Raw genomic sequence first — 23,245 nt, 5'->3', positions numbered from 1 at the left:
GGTGGTAGAGTCGCTTCCCATGAAGCGGCTCCTCCCCGCCTGCCTCATGGTCCTCGTGGGTTGCGCCACCACGAAAGCACGCCTTCCCGAGCACGCGGCGTTCATCCAGAACGACTACGCCGCGGCGCTCGCCCAGGCCCGGGCCGAGCGCAAGCCGCTCTTCATCGACTTCGGCGCGGTGTGGTGTCCGCCGTGCCGGACCATGGAGGCGCAGGTCTTCGCCGCGCCTGGATTCATCGCGAGGGCGAAGGACTACGTCCTGCTCGCGGTGGATGTGGATGACCCCATCAACGAGCCGCTCCTCGAGCGCTTCCCGGTGGACAACCTGCCCACGTTGCTGGTGCTCGACTCCGAGACGGAGACGCCCGCGCTGCGCTGGATGGGAGGCGCCGGGCTGGAGGATGTCCTGTCGCTGCTCGACGATGCCCAGCGTGCGCTGAGTGCCCAGGTGTCGGGGCCGGAGCTGCTGCTGCTCGAAGGCGACCGCGCCTATGCCAGGCGGGAGCATGAGCTGGCGGCGCGCAAGTACCAGGAGGCGGTGGCGCAAAGCGCCAGGGGTTGGAGCCGCCGGGCCCGGGCGGTGGAGTCCGCGGTCAATGCCCTGTGGAACGCCGAGGCCTTCCAGGCCTGCGCGGAGTACGCGGTGAAGGAGGTCCCCCGTCTCGAGGAAGGGGAACGGGCGGGAGCGGCGAGCACCGCCTACGCCTGTGCGCGCTACGCGAACGAGCCCAAGCCCTGGGCCGCGCCGGCCATGAAGGCGTTGGAGGGCTCCTTCGAGAAGGCCTTCGAGCAGCTCCGGAAGAACGACGCGAAGGAGCAGACCTGGCTCTATGGCTCCATGGCGGACCTGCTCGAGGAGCGAGGTGACAAGGAAGGGGCTCGGAAGCTCTTCGAGGAGTACTACGCGAAGGTGCTCGCGTACCGCGCCGAGGAGACCACGGCGCGGGGGCGTGCGGCGTGGGACCCGCCGCTCTACGGCGCCGCGGAGTCGAGCGGGCACCTGGCGGAGACCCTGGCGCTCTTCGTCCAGACGGAGCGCGAGCTGCCTGACGACTTCTCCGCCAGCGCACGGGTGGCCGCGAACCTTCGAGAGCTTGGCCGCTATGACGAAGCGCTCGCCGCGACGGACCGCGCGCTGAAGCAAGCCCAGGGAGGGCGCCGGCTCGCGGTGTGGCTGAGCCGGGCGCGGACGCTGGAGCGCGCTGGCCGGAAGGACGAGGCACGCAAGGACCTGGAGACGGCGCTCGCGGAGGCGGAACGGCTGCCCAGGATGCAGCGGGAGTTCTCCCAGTACGCGGTGGACGCGGTGAAGGCCGCGCTGTCCGCGCTCGACGCCGGGAAGTAGCGCCCGTGCCCGCCGAGCGCGCCACGTCTTCCCCTGTAGTGGGGAAGAAGCCCTTCGCGGCCCTTTTGTGTCCGTGCGCGGTGCTGAGGAGGGGCGCCCCTTCGCCTGCGGGACGCGCCATTTCTGCACGACGTGTTGGGGGGGGTGCCCTCGCGGCCTACTGTCTCCGCGCTCGATGCTGGGAAGGCGGGCCCGCGCGCTCGCCGGGCGTGCCACCTCGAAGCGTGGTGGGCTGGCGGAGGCCGCGCCACGAACGCTGGCGGCCCGCCGGGGCTGAGTCACGCGCCCATTCGAGCTGGAGCGAGGCGCTACCCGCGCCGACCCGAGACGTGCCTCCGGGTCGGCGCGGATGTCAGCGCGTCAGCGGACCTCGAACTCGTAGATGCGCATCGCGGGTGAGGCGTCCTGCGTCGGCAGCGTCACGTGGAGCCGGATGTAGCGCGCGGACGTCGCGGTGATGGGGTGGGTGGAGACGTTGGCGGTGTTGGCGCTCACCGTGACGGCGGTGCTCCACGTCGTCCCGTTGGTCGACGTCTGGATGGTGAACGCCTTGCTGTTCCAGGTCGCCGTCTCACCGCCGGCCCCCGCGTGCTTCACGGTGAAGCTGCTGACCGTCTGGGCCGAGCCCAGGTCGACATCCATCCACGCCGGGGACGTCAGGGAGCAGAACTTGTCGGTGGTGCCCCCGGAGACGCTGCCGTTGACCGCCTTCGCCGCCGTCTCGTTGCTGTTGCAGGGCGTGGTGCTGCTCGTCGGCTTGTTCAGCGCCAGGTTGATGAAGCCCGTGCCGACGGAGACCGTCTGGCTCTTGCTGTGGCTCGCCCCTCCGTTGTCCGTCACCGTCAGCGTGACGTTGTAGTTCCCGCCGCTCGCATACGTGCGCGCCGGGTTCGTCGCGGTGGACGTGGTGCCGTCGCCGAAGCTCCAGCTGCGCGAGGCGATGCTGCCATCGGCGTCCGTGGACGCGTCGCTGAACGTCGCGGTGAGTCCGCTGACGGTGACACCGAAGTTCGCCACCGGCGGCGTGTTGCCGCTGACCGCGGCGTTGATGGCCGCCGCGTACTGCGCGCTCGTCCCCTGCGCGGAGCACCGCTGGATGTCGTCGTACAGCCACATGAAGCCGCCCGGGATGCCCGCATTGGCCTTCCAGTTGGTCATCTTGGTCTGCACCGACGCAGGGCTGTCACCGGACGCGCAGTTGGTGCCGTGCCGGGACCACAGGCCCGGGCTGACCGTCATGCCCATGGCGGTGTTCCAGCTCGCCGGGTTGTTGCCCGCGCCGCCGTCGTAGACCTGGAGATAGATGCGGTCCACGGCGCTCCCCAGGTTGTTCCGGAGGTTCCGCCAGAACGTCTGCTGTGTGTACGGGACGAAGGCAATCTTGTAGCCCAGCCCAATCAGCATCTGCCCGAAGGTCGTCGTCGGAGCGAGGTCATAGGCGCTCTCGTCGTCGAAGTTCACCGCGTCCGCGCCCGTGATGGACTTCAGCACCTGGAAGTTGCGGTACAGGATGCTGTTGCTCCCGGTGCCGCAGACCAGCGTGGTGCCGCAGCCGGTGGCGGTGCCGTTGACCAGCCTCGCCATGCGCTCGAAGTCTGGGACGCTCCAGGCGCCGATGGACACCTCGATGCGGTTGACGGACGTGGGCGCCCGCTTGAGCGTGGCCAGTCGCGTGGGCCACGCCGCGTCGCCGATGTACGCACCATTCCGGACCACGGGGATGTCGTTGTAGACGAGGTCGCCGTTGTCCTCGATGTGGAAGCTCCACAGAATCACCGTGGTGAACCCCGAGGCGCGCAGGTCATTCATCACCGCGGTGCCCCCGGAGTAGAAAGGTCCACCACCATAGACAGCCGAGTGTGCCTGGGCGGCGGGCGCCATGAGCACGCCCCAGAGCGTGGCGAGGGTGAAGAGCAGACGGCTGGATACATTCGATGGGTTGGATTTCGACATGGAACAATCCTCGGCATGGGAATGACGCGATGGACTGCGATGCGTGTCTGGGCGTGAGAGGCATTGCGCCCGCCCACACCCTCACGTGCTCCAGGTCGCCAGCGTCGGCGACGGCCCACCTTGGGAGGGGCGGGTTCACGGTGTCAATTCAACGTCGAGGATGTCTGGCGATGGTTCGCTGCCGCACGACGTGAGTCCGATGCCCCCGTCTTTTTCCTCGTTGGCGGTTCTCCACGGGCCCTGGTAGGGTTCCGCGCGGGGCGGCTTTGGGTGTGCTTCCTTCTCACTCCTATGAGGTAGCTCATCCGCTCTCCGCCCCGCTTTTCCCCTCTCTCAGGGAGTCACCATGGGCGCCCCTTCGCTCGAACTCACGGGCGATTCCGCCGCGCTGTTGCTCTGGACCACGGGGCTCGTCTTTCCTCCCACGGGACTGGCCTCTGACGGCCAGCTGAAGGCGCGAGAGGAGGCCCTGGTCGCCCTGGACGCGGACCTGGTGGGCGTCGGCTATGTGCTCGCGGGCGAGCTCCGGGAGGTGTTGCTCGCGCTCCCCTCCGAGGCCCTGGCCGCGACCGGCCAGTTCCTCTACGAGAATTGTGCCGCGACCGTGGGCAAGGACCGCCCCTTCGTCCCGCTGTTCCGCGACTTCCCCCAGAGCGTCCCGCGCGACACGCATGAGCTGTTCGTGCAACGCATGCTGTCGTGGCTGTACCAGAACCCCGAGCAGCCGTGCATCCACTGCGGCACCCTGGGCTCGGTGCGCGCGCTGTCTCCGTGCGCCCACCTGGTCTGTGAGCGGTGCTTCGACGGCAAGGACTACTCAGCCTGTCCCATCTGCCGACGACGGCTGTCGCCGACAGACCCCTTCCTGAAGCCCCAGCAGCTCGTGTCGCCCCCCCGGTCCGTCTACAGCGTGCGCCGGAGTCAGCTGACGCGGTTGTCATTGGGCACGGACCCCGAGGCCGCCGCGAGCGGGCTGATGCGGCGACTGGCGTCGCGGTCCACCGTGCTCAGCCCTCGCGACCTGGAGATCCTCAAGCGGCTCGTCTCCGTCTTCGGCCCGCGGGTGCTGGGCTGGCTGCCTCGGCGCATCCCGGTGAAGGAGACCCTGGCGCTCATCGTGGGGCTCCTGCTCCGGGACCCTCGGACGGCGGGAGACGTGCTGGCCGGCGCCGCGGCGCACGTGAAGACCGCCACGGATGTGCTCCGCGTGTTGGTGGCGTGGGCGGGTGGCAACCCCGACCTCTCCGTCAAGGTCCCCTTGAAGAGCCCTCCGCGTCAGGTGCGGCGCGCCGTCCTCCGGATGATGGAGGGCTTCTCCCTGTTGAACCTCACCGAGGACGTCGGTCGCAACCCGGGCCTGTGGAAGGCCTTCGGCGGGCTGCTGCACGTCTTCGAGGAGTGGCGGCGCCATCCCAAGGTCTCGCTCGCGTTCGCCGTGCTGCGCGGGACGGTGCTCTCCGAACAGACGCCGTTCGGCGCGACGTTGCTGGGGCTCGCCCGCGAACATCCCGAGTCCTTCCAGCCGCGCGACGTCGAGGGCGGCGTCGTCGTGGAGTTCCGCTCCTGGACCTCGCGTGTCGAGGAGGCGCTGCGCGCGAAGGTGCTTCCGGACGCGCTGGGGCTGCTCCGACAGCGGCCCGGCGAACTGCTGCGCAGGTTGGACCATGTGAGCCGGCTCTCGGTGGCGCGCTCGGGTGACGCGCGGCTGGAGCCGGAGGTGCTCGCGACGCTCGAGTCCGTGCTGCCCCGGGCCTCGCCCGCGTTGCTGCTCGCCGCCTCGGCGCACCTGCGCAAGCGGCACCAGCCGTTCGCCCGGCGCATCTTCTTCCCCAAGGGCGAGGCCACCCACGCCTGGGGCATGGAGGACCGTCGTCCGCTGCTCCCCGGGGATGTGATTGGCCAGCTGGTGGCGCCGCTGGAGCGGGAGCTGTTGCGCCGGGCGGAGGCCCTGCCGCCCTTCCCCCAGGCGGTGGTCGACGAGGCGCTCGCCGACCTCCTGGTGCCGATGGCGGAGAAGACCGCGTCGAAGGCGCTGGTGGCGGTGCCTCGCGGCAGCCTGCTGCCAGTGCCGGAGGGGAAGACCCTCCGCTTCTTCGTCCACTGGACGGAGCCCCAGAACACGTACGTGGACCTGGACCTGTCGGTGGCGCTCTACGACAAGAACTGGTGGCTGGTGGACCGGTGTGACTACACCAACCTGCGGCTGGACGACGACGCCGCGGTGCATTCGGGGGATGTCACGTCGGGCTCTCCTCCGCTGGGGGGCGCCGAGTTCCTGGACGTGCACGTGGAGCGCCTGCTCGCCCAGGGCGTGCGCTATGCCATCCCCGTGGTCTTCTCCTTCAACAGCGTCTCGTTCGACCGGATGGAGGACGCGTTCGCGGGCTTCATGGTCCGGGACGGGGACGAGGGCGAGCACTTCGATGCGCGCACGGTGGAGCAGCGCTTCGACTTGCAGGGGAGCGCGCAGATTTCGGTGCCGCTCGTCATCGACCTCGTCGAGAAGCAGCTGCGCTGGGTGGACGTGAAGGTCCCTCCCGAGGATGGCTTCCAGAGCGTGGCCCGCTCACGCGGCGGCCTCGCGCACCTGGGCAAGGACACCCTGGCCTACTTCGGCACCGGCGCCCGTCCCACGCTGTGGGACCTGGCGTGTCTGCATGCCGCCGCGCGCAGCCGCACCGTGCACGTCCGGCGTCGGGATGGCTCCGTGTCCGTCCTGAAGCGGGCCGAGGGCGAGGACACCGCCTCCTTCCTGCGCAGGCTGCGGGCCCTCGAGGCGGACTCCACCGCGCAAGGCTTCGTGCCCGGCAAGGCGCCCACGCTCTTCGCGGGACTGACGGATGTGCCCACGCTCCCTCCGGGAAGCGAGGGGTATGCCCTGCGCTTCCTGTACACCTCCGCGGAGGAGGTCACCCGGCTGGGGGCGGGCGACCTGGTCTCCGCGCTGAAGAAGGCGTAGCGGAGCCTCGGTCGAATCAGAAGGTCGGCAGGTCGTTGGCGAGATGGGAGGACAATCCCCCGTCGACGACCAGCGTCGTGCCGTTGATGTAGCCGCCGGACGGGCCCGCGACGAACGCCACCAGTCGGGCCACCTCGTCGGGCGTGGCGAACCTCCCGGCGGGAATCCTCCGCAGCAGGGCTTCACGCAGCGCGGGCGGCGCCTTCGCCAGCATCTCCGTGTCGACGTAGCCGGGGCAGATGGCGTTGCAGGTGATGCCGTGCGCGCCCCACTCCGCGCCGATGGACTTGGAGTAGCCCACCAGCGCGTGCTTGGTGGCCGCGTAGGTGGAGGAGAGCGCCCCACCGAAGAGGCCGAGCGAGGAGGCGATGTTGATGATTCGCCCGAACCTCGCCGCCTTCATGCGCGGAAGCACCCACCGGCAGAGCTGGTGGACGGCGTGCACATTCACCTGGAACAAGGCCTCCCACTCGCTCCGGGAGACCTCGTCGGCGCGGTGGAAGGGCCCACCGAAGCCCGCGTTGTTCACGACGACACCGGGGATGCCCAGCGTGGCCTCGAGCCGCTCGAGCGTCGCGTGCAGCGAGGCCTCGTTCGTCAAATCACACACGAAGGACCACGCCTGGGCTCCGGAGGCACGCAGCCGCTGCTCCTGCCGCGCCAGCGCCTCCGGGTCGCGCGCCAGGAGGACGACGCGCCGCCCCTGCCCGGCGAGCACCTCCGCGATGGCCGCGCCGATTCCCCGGCTGGCGCCCGTGACGAGCGCCAGGTCCGCGTTCGAGGACGGCGTCATCACAGGACTCCCTTGGAGGGGACCAGGCGCAGCTCGTCGACGCGCACGTGCAAGGGCTTGCGGGTGATTTCCCAGATGGACTCGGCCACGTCCTCCACCGACAGCATGTCGGAGGGGCTGAACTCCGGACGCGTCCTCCAGAAGGCGGTGTACACGGCTCCCAAGGAGAGGAGCGTCGCCCGGATGGCGTGGTCCTTCCCCTCTTCGTTCAACACGCCGGTGAGCCCCCGGAGGCCGTGCTTGGAGGCCGCGTACGCGCCATTCAGGGACAGGGTGAGGTGGTCGCTCACCGAGCCGATGTGGATGATTCTCCCGCCGCCGTGCGCCTTCATCCGCTTGAACGCCTCGCGCGCGCACAGGAACGCCCCCGTCAGGTTCACCTCGAGGCTCCTCCGCCAGTCCTCGAGCGACGTCTCCTCGATGGGCGTGAAGGCCCCGAAGCCCGAGCAGTTGACCAGCAGATGAAGGGGCGCCGCCTCGGACGCCTTGTCGAACAGCGACCTCACGGAGTCCTCATCCGTGACGTCCACTCGCAGCGACTCGGGCGACTCCCGGGTCACATCCACGGATGCACAGACGACGCGCAGTCCCTCGGCCCTCAGTCTCTGGATGACGGCGGCGCCGATGGTGCCCGTTCCGCCGACGACGATTGCATTCCGAGCGCGCATGCCGGACGGATACGGACGGTCGTGCCCCGGGACCAGCGTCCTCCCGGGGCAGTGTCCAGTCACGCCGGGGTTCCTCCGCGATTGGCGCGATTGGATTGGGCGCGCAGTGTCGTGCCCGTTACGCTTCGACGATGAGCGGAGATTTCGTCCACCTCGCGCCCGATGTGGGCGAGCGCCTTGCCCGGCTCGGCGCGAACGTGGCCCATGCCACCGCCGCCGCGCGGGTGCCTCCTGTGGGAGCGATGAGCACCGCGCAGTTCTTCCGCTTCTGGGAGGTGCTCGGGGAGTCGTCGCCCGCGGACATCGGCTTGCGCCTCGCGCGCGAGACGCAGGTGCACGAGTACGACATCTCCTCGCTGGCCGCGTTGCACTCACCGGACCTGGCCACGGCCCTGGGCAAGATTGCCCGCTACAAGCGGCTGTGTGGCCCCAAGGACATGGCCGTCGAGACCCAGGGGGGCGAGGTCACCGTCCACACGACCTATCTGCATGCCTCGAGCCCCGCGCCCGCGCGCCTCGTCGACGCCTCGCTGGCCTCTCTGCTGGTGCTGCTGCAGCGCGGGAGTGGCTTGTCCCTGGCGCCCAAGCGGGTGGAGCTTCTCCGGGCCCGCGCGGACGAGCCGATGCTGATGCGCTTCTTCGGCTGTCCGCTGCGCTTCCGGGCGCGGCGTGACGCGCTCGTCTTCGACGCGAAGGTGCTCTCCACGCCCTTCGTCACCCACAACGCCAACCTGCTGCGGGTGCTGCTCCCCAGCCTGGACGAGCGGCTCGCGCCCGTCGAGCAGGACTCGCTCGTCGACCAGGTCCGCTCGGTGGTGGCGCGGCGCATGGCGGGGGAGCGGCCCAGCGTGGCGAAGGTGGCGCGAGAGCTGGCGCTCAGTGCCCGGACGCTCCAGCGTCGGTTGGAGGAGCACGGGCTGAGCTATCAGCAGGTGCTCGATGACGTCCGGCATCGCACGGCGCTGCGGCTGTTGCGCACCGAGCAGGTGGGCGTGGACGAGATTGCCTTCCTGCTCGGCTTCGAGGAACTCAACTCCTTCACGCGCGCGTTCCGCGGCTGGGAGGGCACCACGCCGCACCGTTGGCGCGATTCGATGAGATAGTGGCGCGTCTGGATTTGGAGCGCGCGGGCTCACGCACCATCTTCAGGGCATGACCCAAGACACTTCGCAGGTGTGGTTCATCACGGGCAGCTCGCGTGGCCTCGGTCGCGCGCTCACCCTCGCCGTGCTCGCCGCCGGGCACCGCGTCGTCGCCACCGCGCGCAACCCCGAGTCGCTCGCGGACCTCGTCCACGAGCACGGCGCGCGAATCAAGGCGGTGTCCCTCGACGTCACCCAGCCCGAGCAGGCCGCGCGGGCGGTGCGCGAGGCGGTGGAGGCCTTCGGCCGCATCGACGTGCTGGTGAACAACGCGGGCTACGCCAACATCGACTCGGCGGAGGACCTGGCGCTCGACGACTTCCGCGCGCAGATGGACACCAACTTCTACGGCGTGGTGCACGTGACGCGGGCGGTGTTGCCGGTGATGCGCGCGCAGCGGCACGGGCGCATCCTGCAGATCAGCTCGATTGGAGGGCGGCGCGGCGGCACGCCGGGGCTGAGCGCCTATCAGGCCGCGAAGTTCGCGGTCGCGGGCTTCAGCGAGGTGGTGATGAACGAGGTGGCGCCGCTCGGCATCCAGGTGACCCTCGTCGAGCCGGGTGGCTTCGCCACGGATTGGGCGGGCGCGTCGATGACGATTCATCCCTCGAAGCCCGACTACCAGGGCACGGTGGGCGCCTTCAACGCGAGCGTGAGGGCCCACCCCGGCGCCGCGCGGGGGGTGCCCCAGAAGGCCGCGAAGGCGTTGCTGCGGCTCGCGGCGATGGAGAAGCAGCCGCGACGGTTGCTCCTGGGGAGCGATGCCTATGCGCTGGCCAGGCTGACGCTGCGCGAGATGGGGGAGAGTGACGACGCCCAGCGTGCGCTCAGCGTCAGCACGGACGCGGACGGGCTGCCGGACTTCGCGGACACGGAGGTGGGCCGGCGGATGCTGAAGCTTCACGGCACCTGAGCGGTGGCGTGGGGAAAGAAGGCGGGGACGGAGCGGCCCGAGCAGGAGTTGCCGCCCGGGTGGCCGGGGCGCAAGACGCTCCGCGCACAGAGGCCGAGCCGCTGCCGCAGCAGGTCCAGGGGCTCTTCCAGCAGGGACTCCAGACGTGCGCCCAGGAGGGCGGTGGCGGCGACGCCCCGGACGAAGTCGTGGGCCTGGATGCGCCCTTCGTAGATGTCGCGCAGGTGCTTGTACCTGTCGCGGAGGATGTCCGGGTGCACGGAGGCGGCGGCCAGGAACAGGGCGAGCGCGGAGGGGGCGAGTCCGAACACGAAGGACTGGATGGCGACCTCGTCCGCGTCCGACGTCTCGTAGGCGCCCAGCACGTGGAAGAAGTCGTGGCACTTGTTGAGCCGGTGGACGGCGTAGCGGGTGGGCGTCGCCTCCGGGTCGAGCTCCGACTGGATGGGGAAGAAGTCGGGAGACAGTCGGTAGTGCGCCATGTAGGCCGCGTAGCAACGGCCGAACGAGCCTTCCGGCAGGGTGGCGAGGGCCTCGGGTTCGGGGAGGGCGGGGTCCCAGGACTCGGCATGCAGCGCGCGGAACCCGGGCACCGACAGCAGCAAGGCGTCACTGGCCGCGAGCAGCTCGGGCTGGGTGAGGACGGGGATGACCTCTCCCAGCGTCACGCGCTGGTTCACCAGGTCGCGGGCCTGCTCGATGAGCGTGGTCGGCTCCGCCAGGGGAGCTCCGAATGACAGACGGTCCGCACGAGAGTGCATGCCTTCCCCCCACTTGCACACGATGCGCCACCCTCCCGTTGCCTGTCATTCCGGGGGGATGGGAGGTGTTCGAGGGAGGATGCTTCGGGCCTACACGTCAAGGCGCATGGCCTGACACGTCAATGGGGGCGGGTTGTCGTGTCAGCCGAGGGGCCTGGTGCTCCCGGTCGAGAGTGTTTTCCTCCTGACAGCAGGGATGGGTTTGCCCGCGGTGCATGCTCGCGGTGGCTGGCCGTCGCCCGAGAATTCCCGGGCGAAGGGGGGCGACTCATGGATTTCGTTGCACGTGCGTTTCGGCGCCAGACGAAGCAGGGCGCTCGGGGTGCGTTGACTCTCCTCGGGCATGCCTGCGCGCCCCACCGCTCCAGCGCGGAGGTGGTGGGGTGATTGCCAGCACGTTTTTCGACCTGGTGATTGGCGTGGACATCCATTTCGAGATGGTCCCCACGCCTGCTCTCGTGCCCACCCCCTTCCCGCATCCCTTCGTGGGGATGGTGTACGACCCCTCGGGCCTGGTGACGGGGCTGCTCGTCTCGAATGCGGTGGGCCTGGTGATGGGGTCGCCGCCCACCGGCCCGGTCCTCGTCAACTGCGTTCCCGCGACGAACACGGGCACGGAGGTGAAGAACTCCATGGTGCTCCCCCACATCGTCATCCCGCCCGGGACGATGTGGACCCCGATGCCCAAGGCGCCGAAGCCGAAGATTGGCAAGCACGGGGTGCCGCCGCCGGACCCGCCGGTCAAGCCCGCGGGAGACGCGGTGCTGATGATGGGCTCCAAGACGGTCACCCTCATGGGGTCGAACGCCGTGCGTCTGGGGGACCTGGCCATGAGCTGCAGCGAGCCCCTTCGCCTGCCGTCCTCCATGGTCCTCGCCATCCCCAAGGGCCTGCCCGTGCTCGTGGGCGGGCCGCCCGCGATTGATTGGCAACAGGCGCTGGGCGCGCTCCTGCGCTCCAAGTGGGTGGCCAATCACCTGCACGGGTTGATGTCGCGCATCCGGAACGTGCGGCTGCGAAACTTCCTGCACTCCGCGGTGTGCTTCCTGACGGGACATCCGGTGGATGTGATGACCGGGCGCGTGCTGACGTCCGCCACGGACTTCGAGCTCCCCGGTCCGCTGCCGCTGCGCTTCGAGCGCAACTACGCCTCCAGCTGGGCGGGTCGTGACTCCGTCCTGGGGTACGGGTGGAGCCACTCGTTGGACCAGGCGGTCTGGCTGGAGCGTGGCAAGGTGGTGTACCGCGCGGAAGATGGGCGGGAGATCGAGTTCGACACCTTCGACTTCCCGGACCATGTGATGCGCAAGGGGGACCGGTGCTGGGACCCCTACAATCGCCTGACGCTGAGGTGCCTGGGCGCGTCGCACTGGGAGGTCGAGACGGCCAAGGGCCTCACGGGGGTGTTCGCGCCCGTGCGTGGAGACACCCGGACCGGACAGGCGCGCCTCGTGTCCCAGCGGACGCGGGAGGGACATCACCTCCAGCTCGGCCATGACCAGGATGGGAACCTGGAGTGGGTGACGGACAGCGGAGGGCGCAAGGTCCTCTTCGAGCATGACCCGCACGGCCGGCTCGTCAGCGTCTCGCTTCCGCGTCCACGCGAGCGCGGCTGGGTCACGCATGCGCGGTATGTGTATTCACCCGAGGGAGACCTGGTGGAGGTGCATGACGCGCTGGGGAACGTCACGCGCTGCGCCTACGAGGCGCACCTCCTCGTGCGGGAGACGGACCGGACGGGGCTCAGCTTCTACTTCGGCTACGACGGCCTGGGGGCTGACGCGTACTGCGTCCGGACCTGGGGGGACGGCGGCATCTACGACCACGTGCTGGATTACGACCCGCGAAACCACGTCACCTGTGTGACGGACTCGCTGGGCCACGTGACGACCTACCAGGCCAACGCGGTGAACGCGGTGGTGAAGGTGGTGGACGCGCTGGGCGGTGTCACCCGCTACGAGTACGACGACTTCCTGCGCAAGACGGCGGAGGTCGACCCGCTGGGCAACACCACCCGCTACGAATACGACGCCCGAGGCAATCGCACCAGGACGACGGGGCCGGAGGGCGCCGTGGAGGTCGTGCGGTACGACGCCTCCAACCAGCCGCTCTCGGCCATCGACGTCAATGGAGGCGCCTGGGCATGGCGCTACGACGACCGCGGCCTCTTGTTGGAGGAGGTGAACCCGCTGGGGCAGAGGCGGGGGTTCGCGTACAAGGACGGGCTGCTGACGGCTGTCGACGACGGTGATGAAGCGTCGCGGACGGAGTTTGGCTACGACACCCAGGGCAACCTCGAGCAGGTCCGCCTCGCGACCGGCGCCCAGGCGCACGTCGCCTTCGACCGGTTGGGGCGGCCCGTCCATTGGCGGGATGCGGGCGGAGCCGAGGGGCGCCTGACCCACGACCCGCTGGGCCGTCTGCTGCGCGTGGAGACCCACTCGGGGGCCTGGGAGTGGCGGTATGACGCCGAGGGATGTCTGGTGGAGGAGCAGGGGCCCTCCAGGCATCTCCGGATGGGGTACGAGGGCTACCATCACCTCGCGTGGCGCGAGGAGGCGGGCGCCCGGGTCCTGCTCCAGCACGACACGGAGGGGTGGCTCACGGCGGTCGTCAACGAGGCGGGAGAGCGCTACGAACTCGTTCGGGATGCCCTGGGACAGGTGACGCGGGAGCGGGGCTTCGACGGCGCGGAGCGGCACTATCGCCATGACGCCGTCCGGCGCCTCGTGAGCGTCCTCCATCCCAGCGGGCGCTCGGAGAACCTCCGCCACGATGTCGCGGGGCGGCTCATCGAGGTCACCTACTCGGACGGCGCCTTCCGTCGCTTTCGCTATCGCCAGGATGGCCTGCTGATGGAGGCGCAGAGCGAGTCAGGGTCCGTCGCTCTCGAAAGAGATGTCCTCGGGCGCGTCATTCGCGAGCGGCAGGGGGAGTGCGTCGTGGCCTCCCATTACGCGCGAGGGGGCCAGCGCTTCCTGCTGGAGACCTCCCTGGGCGGGCGCGAGGTCGTCTTCCGCGACGGACTCGGAGAACTCCAGGGACTCCACCTGGGGCAGGCGCACGTCGATGAGCCCGGGGTCCGCTTCGAGCGGGACGAGGCGGGCTGCGAGACGGCGCGGCGGCTCCCTGGGGGCGTCGAGGTGTGGTGGCGACGCGACCAGGAAGGGCGGCCGCTCCAGCGTCGAATCGTGAAGCGGGCGCGGGGCGCCACGCGAGAGCAGCAATCGCTCTCCTATCAATGGGAGCACGAGGACCGCCTGGTCGCCCTGGGGGACGCCAGGTCTGGCACGCGGCACTACGCGCATGACGAGCGGGGCCGCCTCGTGGGCTCCCGGGATGCAGGGGGGAGCGTGCACCGCGGTCTGGATGTCGTTGGCAACCTCTACCGCACCCCGGAGCGGACGGACCGACGGTACGGGGCTGGAGGTCTTCTTCGCGAGGCGGACGGCACCCTGTTCGAGCACGACCTGGATGGCAACGTGACGCTCAAGCGCCTGCCGACCGGGGAGACCTGGAGATACGCCTGGAGCGGCGCGGGGCTCCTGAAGGAGGTGGTACGCCCGGACGGGCTGCGCACGCGCTTCGAATATGACGCCCTGGCGCGGCGCACCCGGAAGCAGACGGTGCACGACGCCGGAGGCGAAGGCGAGTCGACGACGTCCGAGACCCGCTTCATCTGGGATGGTGACGTCGTCGTGCATGAGTTGGTGGACACCGGAGCGCAGGTCACCTGGTACTGGGAGCCGGGGACCTTCACGCCCGTGGCGAAGGAGGTGGGGGGACGCTGCTTCCACGTCGTCTCGGACCACCTCGGCACGCCCACCGAGCTGTATGACGACCAGGGAGAGCTCGCCTGGCGGATGCAGTTGGACATCCTCGGGGTGGGGCGGGCGGACGTGGCGCTGGAGTCCTGCCCCTGGCGTTGGCCGGGCCAGTACGAGGACCCGGAGACCGGGCTGTATTACAACCGGTTCCGCTACTACGACCCCTCGACGGGGCGCTATCTCAGCCAGGACCTCCTGGGGCTGAAGGGCGGGCTGGACCTGTATGGCTATGTGCCGGATCCGCTCATCTGGCTGGACCCGCTCGGACTGCTCTTCGGGCTGTACCAGTTCGTGGAGGGCGGGAAGACATACATCGGGTCCTCGGTGGACACCTTCAGGCGACTGGGTGAGCACGTCCGCGCGGATCGCCTCGCGAGCCGGTCCGCGGCGACGGAGATCGCCGTGGATGTGTTCGGGGCGACGGGCCGGGATGGTCGACGACTCTTGCGGTTGGCGGAGCAGGAGGCCATGGAGGCCGCGGTGGACTCGGGCCTGACCCTCAGCAATGAGATTCGGGCCGTGGGTCGCCGAAGGGCATTCTACGAGCGGCTGCGCAACTGGTACAGGGACGGACAGCAGGGCCCCAAACCTTGTAAGTGAGCGGTGGTCCTCTGCGCGAGGGAGGAGGGCGTCATGGACTTTGTCGACCTGGGCAAGCGAACCGTTCTCGAGGTCGCCGACGATGTGGTGGACCTGGAGCTTCCGCGGCTGGACCGCGGGGGCCAGTACGCATCCCTGGGCGAGAAGCTGCAACGGTTGTCGAAGCTCGAGTCCTTGCGGCTCCACTCCGAGCAGTCGCCAGAGGGCCTCGAGGCCCTTCGAGGGCTGAGCGGGTTGAAGGTGCTCGGGCTCACGGGGCTCACGTCGGACCACGACCTCGCGCCGCTGGCGACGTGTTCGAACCTCCGGACGCTCCGGCTCGTCAGGATGGAGAAGGTCGATCTTGCTCCGCTCGAAGGACTCACCCGGCTCGAGACGCTGGTGCTGTTCGGCTCGGCCAAGAACCTCAAGGCCCTGGCTGGCCTCACGAAGCTGTCTGAGGTCCAGATTCTCTTCAACCCTCGAGTCCCCCTGGAGGTGTTGTCGAAGTCGAAGGGACTGAAGCAACTCAGCCTTCGTGGGTCCAAGGCGACAGGCTGGGAGCACCTCTCGCGGCTCGAGCACCTGGAGGTTCTGGACCTCGGGAACACGAACATCACCTCCATCGGGGAGCTGCCGGGGCTGCCGGGGCTCCGGACGCTGGAGGTCGATGGATGTCGGGCCCTGCACAGCCTTGCCGGCGTGGAGCGCTTCCCTGGCCTGACACGACTGTCCGCCGAGAACCTCAAGAAGCTGGACACGCTGAAGCCCGTGGCCGCGCTGAAGAAGCTGGAGGTCCTCTGGCTCATCGGTACGCCGCTCGCGGAGGGAGATGCAGCCGTCCTCGCGCAGCTCCCGCTCCTGTCGGAGGTCCGTGGCGTGAAGCGGCGGCCGGAGGTGGCCGAACAGCACGGGAGCATCTCCATCCTGAAGGACACGGAGGATGGCGCCCCGGTGTACCGGGTCGACCAGATGCTCGCGCCGCAACTCGAGCTCGACGACCACGAGGAGGTCGAGGAGTGGCTCCAGCGCGAGCTGGGGCAAAGCGCTCCAGGTTCGCTCGAGGCCCTGGAGTTCGACTCGGAGGGGGAGCACCTCGTCGTGCGCTCCTCCTCGCTGGAGGCCCTCCGGACAGTGGCCATGACACTGGACGCGCGGCTGCGGGGCGCTGACGCGAGCAAGCGCGCCGCGCCCAAGCCCCGGAAGCGAGCGAAGCGGTGATGGGGGCCTGCGGCTCTCAGTTCTCCGGGGACAGGTCCGCGGGCAGGCGCATGGAGGACAAGAGCTCGCGGAACACCTGCCAGCGGCGCTCGGGCGAGGTGTCGGCGCCCATGTGGCGCTCGACGTACTGCTTCACCAGGTCCTGGCCCAGGTTGTAGTTGATGACATACGCGCGATAGGCGTCGATGAACGACATCTTCTGCGTCGCCCGCTCCTCGGACACCAGGCCGTAGCGCACGAACCAGTCCCGCGTCGCCTCGCGGCTGAGGTGGCCGTCGAGGTAACGACGCGCGCCCTCGTTGGTCGCATAGGACAGCTTCGCCGCCAGCGCCTCCACGGCCACGTAGGTGGCCGCGCGCTTCGGGTCGAGCCCCGCGAGCGGGAAGAGGACGTCCCGCAGGTACGCCTCCGCGTCCGGGAACGCCACGTCGATGCCGTAGTTCGCGCTGCCCTCGGCGATGAGCGACATGGGCGAGTTGAGCGGATACACCGTCAACTCCACCCACCCGCGTCCGCGCACCAGGTGCTGCTCCAGCAACGCGTTGTAGACGTGGTGCCCCGGATAGCCCTCGTGCGCCGCCAGGTCGATGGCGCGCAGGATGTAGAAGGGCAGGTCCGTGTTGATCTGGATGACGCTGGTCGCGTTGCCCTTGTACCAGTTGTACCCGCTCCACGGCTTGTGGGTGACGTACTCCAGCGTGAAGTGCTCGTTGGCGGGAAGCTCCACGTGCTGGAGCGTGCGGCGCCGGGCCTCCTGGATGGCGACGCGGAAGACCTCGTCCAGCTTCTCCTTGGGGATGACGAACTCGCTGCGGAAGCGGTCCAACCGCTCGACCAGCGGCCCCTGTCCGGGCAGGCGCTTCTCCAACTCGGCGAGCACCGCCTCGAACTCCGCGTCGGTGTGTCCGGGGTCCTTCGCGCCGTAGAGCGCCTGGCTCTCCTCGTCGAACTTCAACTTCTCGCCGGACAGCATCCGCACCCGCGCCTCGAGCGAGCGCAGCTGGGTCAGCAGGAAGCGGTGGCGCATCGCGAGCAGCTCATCGGCGGGCACCGGCGTCGCCTCCACCGCCGCCACCATCGCGGCGGCGCGCGCGGCAATCTCGGGCAGGGGCCGCTTCGTGGCCTCGGCCTCCTTCGCCCATTCCTCCGGTCCGTAATAGGCGTCCACGTAGTTGCCGTCGTGCTGCCCCACGGCGAGGGCCAGCTTCACGTATTGCTCGGCGGAGGCGTCCAGCGGGGAGGGCGTCGTCATGGAGGTTCCTGGGGAGGTCGCCGCACCTCGCGTCGAGCAGGCGAGCGTCAGCGAGGTGAGGACGAGAGCGGTCAGGCGGCGGAGGCTCGAGTGCATGGCGAGGCCCGTTGTAGATGGCCCCGGCCATGAGTTCCAGCGCCCGCGCTCACGAAGGCCAGGTCAGTCGTACCTGTGTGCCTTGTGGCTCCACCGCGCGGATGTCCAGCGTCCACTGGAACCGGCGCGCCAGCCGCTCCACCAGCGACAAGCCCACGCCGAAGCCTCGCTGCCCGGGCTCGCTCCGACCGAAGCCCACCCCCGTGTCGACGATGCTCCACGCCTCGGGCGTGACGCGGATGACGATGCGCCCCTTCTCCGTGTACGCGAGCGCGTTCTTGATGAGGTTGCCCAACATCACCCGCGCCACGGAGCCAGGCAGCGGCACAATGACTTCGTCTCGCGCCTCGAGGACCCACTCCACGTCGCCCCGCGCGAGGTGGTCGCCGTACAGCGCGAGCAGCTCGCGCGAGATGCCCACCAGTCCGCATGTCTCGTCCGAGCGCCCCGTCCGCGCCAGCCAGAGGAGGCCCTCCGTCAGCAGGCCCATCTGGTGGACCGCCTGCCGCAGCCGCTCGAAGGTCGCCGAGTCCGAGGGCGGGTCCAGCTCCAGTATCTCCACCGCGCCCTGGGCCACGGCGAGCGGCGTGCGCAGCTCATGACTGGCGTCCCGGTTGAAGGCCCGCTCCCGCTCCAGCAACTCCTGGATGCGGACATCCCGGGCGCTCAGGGCCTGGGACAGGGCCCGCACCTCGGTGACGACGACTCCCTCTTCGCGCGGCGCCTGGCCTGACTGGACCTGCGCCGCGAGCCGCTCCAGCGGAACCCCCAGCCGCCTCGCGACCAGCACGGAGAGCCCGGCGGCGCCCAGCAGGGCCAGCGCGGCGCTCACCAGCAAGAGGCCCGACGTGCGACGCAACTGGCGCGTGGTGCGGGTCAGCTCCGTCGTGTCGAGGACGCCATAGCGCGTGGGTCCCGTCGATGCGTCCGGCCGCACCGCGACATGGAAGTGTCCACGCCCGGGAGGGAAGAGCTCGTACTCGCCACGGCGCGCGTCCGAGGGCACCTCCGCACGGAGCCACGGCGGCAGGCTCTCGTGGCCCACATAGGTCCTGACGCCGAGTGGCATCGCCGAGTCGGCGCCGCGCCCGTCCATCGCGGTGGCGACGAGCCGCGCGAAGAGGGTGTCCTCGAGGTCGTAGCTGAAGAGCGTGAAGAACGCCCCCATGAGGACCAGCGAGAGCGCCGCGGACGACACCATCGCCCATAGGAGGAGCCCGCGTATCGACCTAGTCCTCACGCGCCTCCAGGCTGTAGCCCTTGTTTCGGTGGGTGGTGATGCAGTCGCCCATCCCCAGCTCGGCGAGCGCTCCTCGCAGCGCATAGACGTGCGTGCGCAGGGCGCTGGACTCCGGTGCGTCGTCTCCCCAGAGCTGATGGGCGAGCGTCGCCGTCGAGACGGGCTCCGGCGCGGACTCCATCAGCAATTTGAGGAGCAGGGCCTCGGTGCGGTTGAGCCGCACGCCGCGCTCGCCACGCCGGGCCTGGCCCGTGTCGGGCTCCAGGGTGAGCGGGCCCACCGTCAGACGTCGCCCGCTCGGAGGCACCGGGCGCCGCGCCAGGGCCTCGAGCCTCATCCGCAGCTCCCGCAGTGAGAACGGTTTGACGAGGTAGTCATCCGCGCCCGCCCGGAAGCCCTCCTCCTTGTCCTCGAGCGTGTCGCGCGCGGTGAGCATGAGGATGGGCACCAGCCGGGCGGCGAGCTGCCGGTAGCGCTGACACAGCTCGATGCCGCTCATCCCCGGCAGCATCAGGTCCAGCACGATGACGTCGTACTCGTGGCTCAGCGCGAGCGTGAGCCCCTGGGGGCCGGTGGCGGCGAAGTCGAGCTGGAAGTCCGCGCCCAGGAACCTCGCGATGTTGGCCTGGAGGTCACGGTTGTCTTCGACGACGAGCACTCGCATGAGCGGGCAGGGGACCTCGGGGAGGCAGGACGGTCGCAGGCTACCCGACGCAACGTCAATCGAACGTCAACCGCGGGTTGACGCCTGTCCGACACAGCGGAGGGCAGGGTGACGGTGAAGCTCACCTCCAGGAGTCCACCATGTTCCGCTGGCTGTCGCTGTGCGCATTGCTGCTGTCCGCCCCCCTCGCCCGGGCCGACGACCCGACGACGTCGTTGGACGTTCGCGGCGCGGATGGAGAGCGCATCCCCACGCGGGTGCTCGAGCCCGAGGGAGGCGCCGCGAATCCACCCATCGCCGTCCTGCTGCACGGCCTCACCCGCCGCAAGGAGGACTGGCTGTCGGACGCGGGGCCCACGCATGGCGGACTCCTGAAGGACGACCTGTTGCGAGCCGGCTACCGCGTCTATCTGCTCGACGCGCGCCTGCACGGAGAGCGGGCGAACCCCGAATCGAAGCCCGGTGCGCTCGCGAAGCTGGCCCACAAGGGCGAGCCCGCGCGGTACCTGCGCATGATTGCCGACACCGTGCGTGATGCCCACGCGCTGCTGTCCGCGGTGCTCGCGCAGGGCAAGCCACCCCGCGTGCTCGTCGTCGGGTACAGCATGGGCGCGCAGGCGGGGCTCCTGCTGGCGGCGCGTGAGCCGCGCGTCACCCACCTCATCACCATGGTTCCGCCGCACATCGACCCGTCGATGGAGGAGGTCGCCCCCTCGCGGCACATGTCGACGATTCGCCAGGACTGGTTGCTGCTGACCGCGAACCAGGACGACTTCGCGCCCGTCGCGGACAGCCGCGCCCTGTTCGAGTCCGCGCCGTCCGTGCGCAAGACGCACAAGACGTTCGACAGCGGGCATGCGCTCCCGAAGGAGTACCTGGACGAGGTGCGACGCTGGCTCCAGCCGGCCCCGCGCACGCCCGGGCGCAAGTCGCCCTGATTCAGTCCGGGCCCGCCTCCCACGACAGCGCGAGCTCGCTCAGCCATGTGACGCCCTGGACCGAGTCCACGCGCAGGTAGGTCTCGCGGAGGGGGACGCTTGGCGTGCGCTCCTTGGCGTGGAGGCGGGCGAAGAGGCGGGCCCAGGAAGGGTCCACGGAGTGCGGCGGTCCGGAGTGCGCGAGCGTGACGCCCCGCGAGGCCAGCACCTGCGCCACGGTGCCGGGTTGGAAGAGGGCCCGCCGCCGTGCGCTTCCTCCGAGACATGTCCGTGGGTGACATGCCCGGAGGGTGGCGCTCCCCCCAGGGGGAGAGTCATGCACGGAGGCTATTGGACGGTGACGGGCGGCGCCTTCTGCGTCATCTGCTGGGCGTAGTCGGACGCATGGTCCCGCATGTAATCGATGGGGTTCGCGAGCACGCCCAGGCCATTCGTCTTCGAGCGTCCCGTGTAGACGAGCTCGCCGCTCTCGTTGACGTAGTGGACGAAGAGGCCCGCGGTGCCATCGGCGCCGAAGCGGTCCGTCTCCACGCTGCCGATGGGCGACCCGTCAGGGCCCAGGACATCCTTCATGATGGGGGAGCGGTACAGGTGCGCGACCGGGATGATGACACCCTTCGCGCCGGATTGTTTCACGTACTCGGCCAGCTCCTTCTTCATCCGAGGCGGGACGATGAAGCGGTCCGAGGCGATGTTCGGGAACGCGTCACACCATTCGCTGTCGCCCTTGAGCTTCTTCACCTTCACTTCGGACGTGTCCTTGCCGTACGCGCTCCAGATGGCGGGCGCGAGGTGGTCTTCGAGGTTGCGATACACCTTGTCGTTGCCCTCCGCCGGAAAGGCGCACGCGAGCATGGGCGTGAGGGAATAGGGGCTGTCCAACGCGTTCCATTTCCCGTCGGTGAAGTAGCGCGGGTTGGATGTCGCGAGGCCGCCGCCACAGCCGGACAGCAAGGCGAGCACGACCGTGGCGCACGATGTGGTGGAAAAGAGGGATACACGGAGAGCGGGCATGGGAACTCCTCGAGCAAGTCGATGAACTCACGAAAAATTCGTGAGCTGCTTCGACAACTCATGGCGCGCCAGGGGTTCCAACTATCTGGGAGGGAGGGCGTGCTCTATCCTCCGCGCGCATGAGTTCCGCATCGACTCCGGAGGCGCCACGCGCGGACATCGACCCGAGCTGGCGCTATCCCGCTCCTCGCCCTGGCCAGGGGACATCGCGGGCCCGCAGTCTGGCTCCTCCTGTTCCTTCCGCTGGTGCTCATCGGTGGCGGGGCCTACGGCATCCGTCAGCGGCGCAAGCAGCACGCGAAGAAGCGGGAGGTGGTCGAGGCGGGCGTGCGGTGTTGGGGGCGGATTCTGAGCGCCGTCCACTGGGGCGAGAGCCCCTCCGTCAACGGCGGGTCGTGGGCGGTGGTTCGACTCACCATCGAGGCCTTCGTCGCTCCCCAGCCATGGGGTGTGCAGGTCCACGCGGTAGGCACCCGGGTGGCGGACAAGGTGGTCCTCGACGCCCAGGTCTCACCCCTGGAGCTCCCGCTCCTCATCCCCGGTCGATACTGCGCGTTGCTGTTGCATCTGGAGGGCACGGGTCACGCGGTGGTCGATGGCTTCGTGACGGCCGAAGGGCGCGTCCTCGGAAGGCACTAGCGCGAGCTCAGCGCGGGAGCTGCGCCTTGACGAAGGTGAGCTTCGGGCTGCGAAAGCCCATCCCCACCCACGCGCCGAGCAGCTTGATGAAGAACGCGACGGATTGGTGTCGGCTGTTGGGGACGTCCGTGGGGAGCGCCGTGCCCGGTGGCAGGTCGGAGGTCATCGTCCGCAGCTCCAGTGGGGGCAGGGTTGCCTCGGGCCAGAGGCCACCATAGAGGCTGAGCCAGTGGCCGTTCTGGAACTCCAGGAACACGGGCGTGTTGCAGCAGGTGGCGACGACGCGGCGGGTCTTCGACTCCGGCGTGAGCCGGAACTCCGCGAGGCGGTCCGTGCCCTGGAGGAAGTGGACGCGGTCCTTGCGGTAGAGCACGAAGCGCGACGCGTCCCGAGGTCCCAGCAGCAGTCGTGAGGCGGGGAGCTTCTGGAGTCGGGCGGCGGCCGTCCGGCAACTGGTGCAACAACACTCGGCGCTGATGATGGGCGCTCCCTCCACGCGCAGGGAGACTTCTCCGCAGGCGCAGCCGAGCGGTGGGGGCTGGGTCATGGTGAGGCTTTCTCCGGAGGGAGTTGCTTGAAGAGGAGGCGGATGTAGCGGTCCAGGTGGTCCAGGCTCTCGCGTGCGAGGGCCGCATCGTTCGCCGCCTTGGCGAGCACGAAGGCGCCCTGAATCACCGTCTGGGTGTGGCGGGCCAGGCTCTCGGCCGTCCAGCCTCCCGAGACGCGGCGCTTGCGCATGGCGGCGGCGATGTCCGCCTCGAGCGTCTGGGCATGACCGAAGATGCTCGCGGCGCAGGCCTCCCGGATGTCGGGCGAGCTCGCGTGGACCTCCTGCGCCAGGGCCCCCACCAGACAGCAGAACTCGGCGGGGCTCCCGGTGATGATGGACTTGCGGAAGGCCACGTACGCGAGGACCCGCTCGAGCGGGTCCGCAGGGGCATGGTAGGGCGCGCTCGCGAAGAAGGCGGTCGTCGTCTCCCGCCAGTGCTCCGCGGCGGCCACGCCGAGCCCCTCCTTGCTCTTGAAGTGATGGAAGAAGGCGCCCTTCGTCACCTCCGCGACCTGACAGAGCTCGTCGACCGAGGTCGCGGCGAAGCCCTTCGCGCGAATCGTGTCGCGCGCGGCCTCGAGCAATCGCGTCCGGGCGTCACCGCGCTCGGGCGCGTGCTTCGGTGGGCGTGGCATGGGGGTGTCATACCGTACAGTCGGTATGACGGCAAGCGGGGCCTCGGGATAGGATT

19 protein-coding genes are annotated in these 23,245 nt (G+C 69.5%); 8 read left to right on the top strand and 11 right to left on the bottom strand.

Annotated features, from left to right (window positions below):
- Positions 1–19: 19 nt before the first annotated feature.
- A complete protein-coding gene (locus tag LXT21_RS33885; protein ID WP_254042364.1) occupies positions 20–1,345 on the top strand; it encodes a thioredoxin family protein in 1,326 nt (441 codons plus the stop codon).
- 360 nt (positions 1,346–1,705) lie between these two features.
- On the opposite strand, the gene LXT21_RS33880 is transcribed toward LXT21_RS33885, so the two are convergent.
- Positions 1,706–3,298, bottom strand: coding sequence for a PKD domain-containing protein (locus LXT21_RS33880; RefSeq protein ID WP_254042363.1), 1,593 nt, complete (start codon positions 3,296–3,298; stop codon positions 1,706–1,708).
- A 346-nt stretch (positions 3,299–3,644) separates the two neighbouring features.
- Here LXT21_RS33880 and LXT21_RS33875 point away from each other — a divergent pair, with 346 nt between their 5' ends.
- Positions 3,645–6,257, top strand: a complete 2,613-nt coding sequence (locus LXT21_RS33875) for an MXAN_6230/SCO0854 family RING domain-containing protein (protein ID WP_254042362.1) — start codon at positions 3,645–3,647, stop codon at positions 6,255–6,257.
- 16 nt (positions 6,258–6,273) lie between these two features.
- Here the strand turns inward: LXT21_RS33875 and LXT21_RS33870 are convergent, their stop codons facing one another.
- Together LXT21_RS33870 and LXT21_RS33865 are read right to left on the bottom strand one after the other, a co-directional pair.
- Positions 6,274–7,050 (bottom strand): SDR family NAD(P)-dependent oxidoreductase, encoded by a 777-nt coding sequence (locus LXT21_RS33870; RefSeq protein ID WP_254042361.1) that lies wholly within the window; start codon positions 7,048–7,050, stop codon positions 6,274–6,276.
- A complete protein-coding gene (locus LXT21_RS33865) occupies positions 7,050–7,718 on the bottom strand; it encodes an SDR family oxidoreductase (protein WP_254042360.1) in 669 nt (222 codons plus the stop codon). The genes LXT21_RS33870 and LXT21_RS33865 overlap by 1 nt, the downstream gene beginning before the upstream one ends.
- 131 nt (positions 7,719–7,849) lie before the next feature.
- On the opposite strand from LXT21_RS33865, the gene LXT21_RS33860 reads away from it, so the two are divergent.
- Both LXT21_RS33860 and LXT21_RS33855 read left to right on the top strand, forming a co-directional pair.
- Complete coding sequence (locus LXT21_RS33860; protein ID WP_254042359.1) at positions 7,850–8,821, top strand: AraC family transcriptional regulator; 972 nt, start codon at positions 7,850–7,852, stop codon at positions 8,819–8,821.
- 49 nt (positions 8,822–8,870) lie between these two features.
- Entirely contained in the window at positions 8,871–9,773 is a 903-nt protein-coding gene (locus LXT21_RS33855; protein ID WP_254042358.1) for an SDR family NAD(P)-dependent oxidoreductase, read from the top strand.
- Here LXT21_RS33855 and LXT21_RS33850 read toward each other — a convergent pair.
- Positions 9,761–10,534 (bottom strand): Coq4 family protein, encoded by a 774-nt coding sequence (locus tag LXT21_RS33850; protein WP_254042357.1) that lies wholly within the window; start codon positions 10,532–10,534, stop codon positions 9,761–9,763. The two genes, LXT21_RS33855 and LXT21_RS33850, sit on opposite strands and share 13 nt — an antisense overlap.
- Positions 10,535–10,917: 383 nt before the next feature.
- Here LXT21_RS33850 and LXT21_RS33845 point away from each other — a divergent pair, with 383 nt between their 5' ends.
- Both LXT21_RS33845 and LXT21_RS33840 read left to right on the top strand, forming a co-directional pair.
- Positions 10,918–14,961 (top strand): DUF6531 domain-containing protein, encoded by a 4,044-nt coding sequence (locus LXT21_RS33845; protein WP_254042356.1) that lies wholly within the window; start codon positions 10,918–10,920, stop codon positions 14,959–14,961.
- Positions 14,962–14,994: 33 nt separating this feature from the next.
- Positions 14,995–16,161: a leucine-rich repeat domain-containing protein gene (locus tag LXT21_RS33840; protein WP_254042355.1), complete on the top strand. Its 1,167-nt coding sequence runs from the start codon at positions 14,995–14,997 to the stop codon at positions 16,159–16,161.
- A gap of 16 nt (positions 16,162–16,177) precedes the next feature.
- Here the strand turns inward: LXT21_RS33840 and LXT21_RS33835 are convergent, their stop codons facing one another.
- From LXT21_RS33835 to LXT21_RS33825, 3 genes are all read right to left on the bottom strand, one after another.
- Positions 16,178–17,413 carry a hypothetical protein gene (locus LXT21_RS33835; RefSeq protein WP_254042354.1) on the bottom strand — a complete coding sequence of 412 codons (1,236 nt, stop codon included), beginning with the start codon at positions 17,411–17,413 and terminating at the stop codon, positions 16,178–16,180.
- Between the two features lie 145 nt (positions 17,414–17,558).
- Positions 17,559–18,710, bottom strand: a complete 1,152-nt coding sequence (locus tag LXT21_RS33830) for a sensor histidine kinase (RefSeq protein ID WP_254042353.1) — start codon at positions 18,708–18,710, stop codon at positions 17,559–17,561.
- A 28-nt stretch (positions 18,711–18,738) separates the two neighbouring features.
- Complete coding sequence (locus tag LXT21_RS33825) at positions 18,739–19,413, bottom strand: response regulator transcription factor (RefSeq protein WP_254042352.1); 675 nt, start codon at positions 19,411–19,413, stop codon at positions 18,739–18,741.
- 140 nt (positions 19,414–19,553) lie between these two features.
- On the opposite strand from LXT21_RS33825, the gene LXT21_RS33820 reads away from it, so the two are divergent.
- The gene (locus tag LXT21_RS33820; protein ID WP_254042351.1) at positions 19,554–20,351 is read left to right on the top strand and encodes an alpha/beta hydrolase; all 798 of its coding nucleotides are present in this window, start codon (positions 19,554–19,556) and stop codon (positions 20,349–20,351) included.
- Between the two features lies 1 nt (position 20,352).
- Here LXT21_RS33820 and LXT21_RS33815 read toward each other — a convergent pair whose 3' ends face one another.
- Positions 20,353–20,568 (bottom strand): hypothetical protein, encoded by a 216-nt coding sequence (locus tag LXT21_RS33815; protein ID WP_254042350.1) that lies wholly within the window; start codon positions 20,566–20,568, stop codon positions 20,353–20,355.
- Between the two features lie 110 nt (positions 20,569–20,678).
- Positions 20,679–21,365: an endonuclease Q family protein gene (locus LXT21_RS33810; RefSeq protein ID WP_254042349.1), complete on the bottom strand. Its 687-nt coding sequence runs from the start codon at positions 21,363–21,365 to the stop codon at positions 20,679–20,681.
- Positions 21,366–21,611: 246 nt separating this feature from the next.
- On the opposite strand from LXT21_RS33810, the gene LXT21_RS33805 reads away from it, so the two are divergent.
- A complete protein-coding gene (locus LXT21_RS33805; protein WP_254042348.1) occupies positions 21,612–22,004 on the top strand; it encodes a hypothetical protein in 393 nt (130 codons plus the stop codon).
- A gap of 7 nt (positions 22,005–22,011) precedes the next feature.
- Here the strand turns inward: LXT21_RS33805 and LXT21_RS33800 are convergent, their stop codons facing one another.
- Positions 22,012–22,551 carry a GFA family protein gene (locus LXT21_RS33800; RefSeq protein WP_254042347.1) on the bottom strand — a complete coding sequence of 180 codons (540 nt, stop codon included), beginning with the start codon at positions 22,549–22,551 and terminating at the stop codon, positions 22,012–22,014.
- Positions 22,548–23,189 (bottom strand): TetR/AcrR family transcriptional regulator, encoded by a 642-nt coding sequence (locus tag LXT21_RS33795; RefSeq protein WP_254042346.1) that lies wholly within the window; start codon positions 23,187–23,189, stop codon positions 22,548–22,550. The genes LXT21_RS33800 and LXT21_RS33795 overlap by 4 nt, the downstream gene beginning before the upstream one ends.
- Positions 23,190–23,245: the final 56 nt, after the last annotated feature.

Origin of the sequence: Myxococcus guangdongensis (genome assembly GCF_024198255.1) — a bacterium.
Classification (GTDB): domain Bacteria; phylum Myxococcota; class Myxococcia; order Myxococcales; family Myxococcaceae; genus Myxococcus; species Myxococcus guangdongensis.
This window is presented reverse-complemented; position numbering and strand designations above follow the sequence as displayed.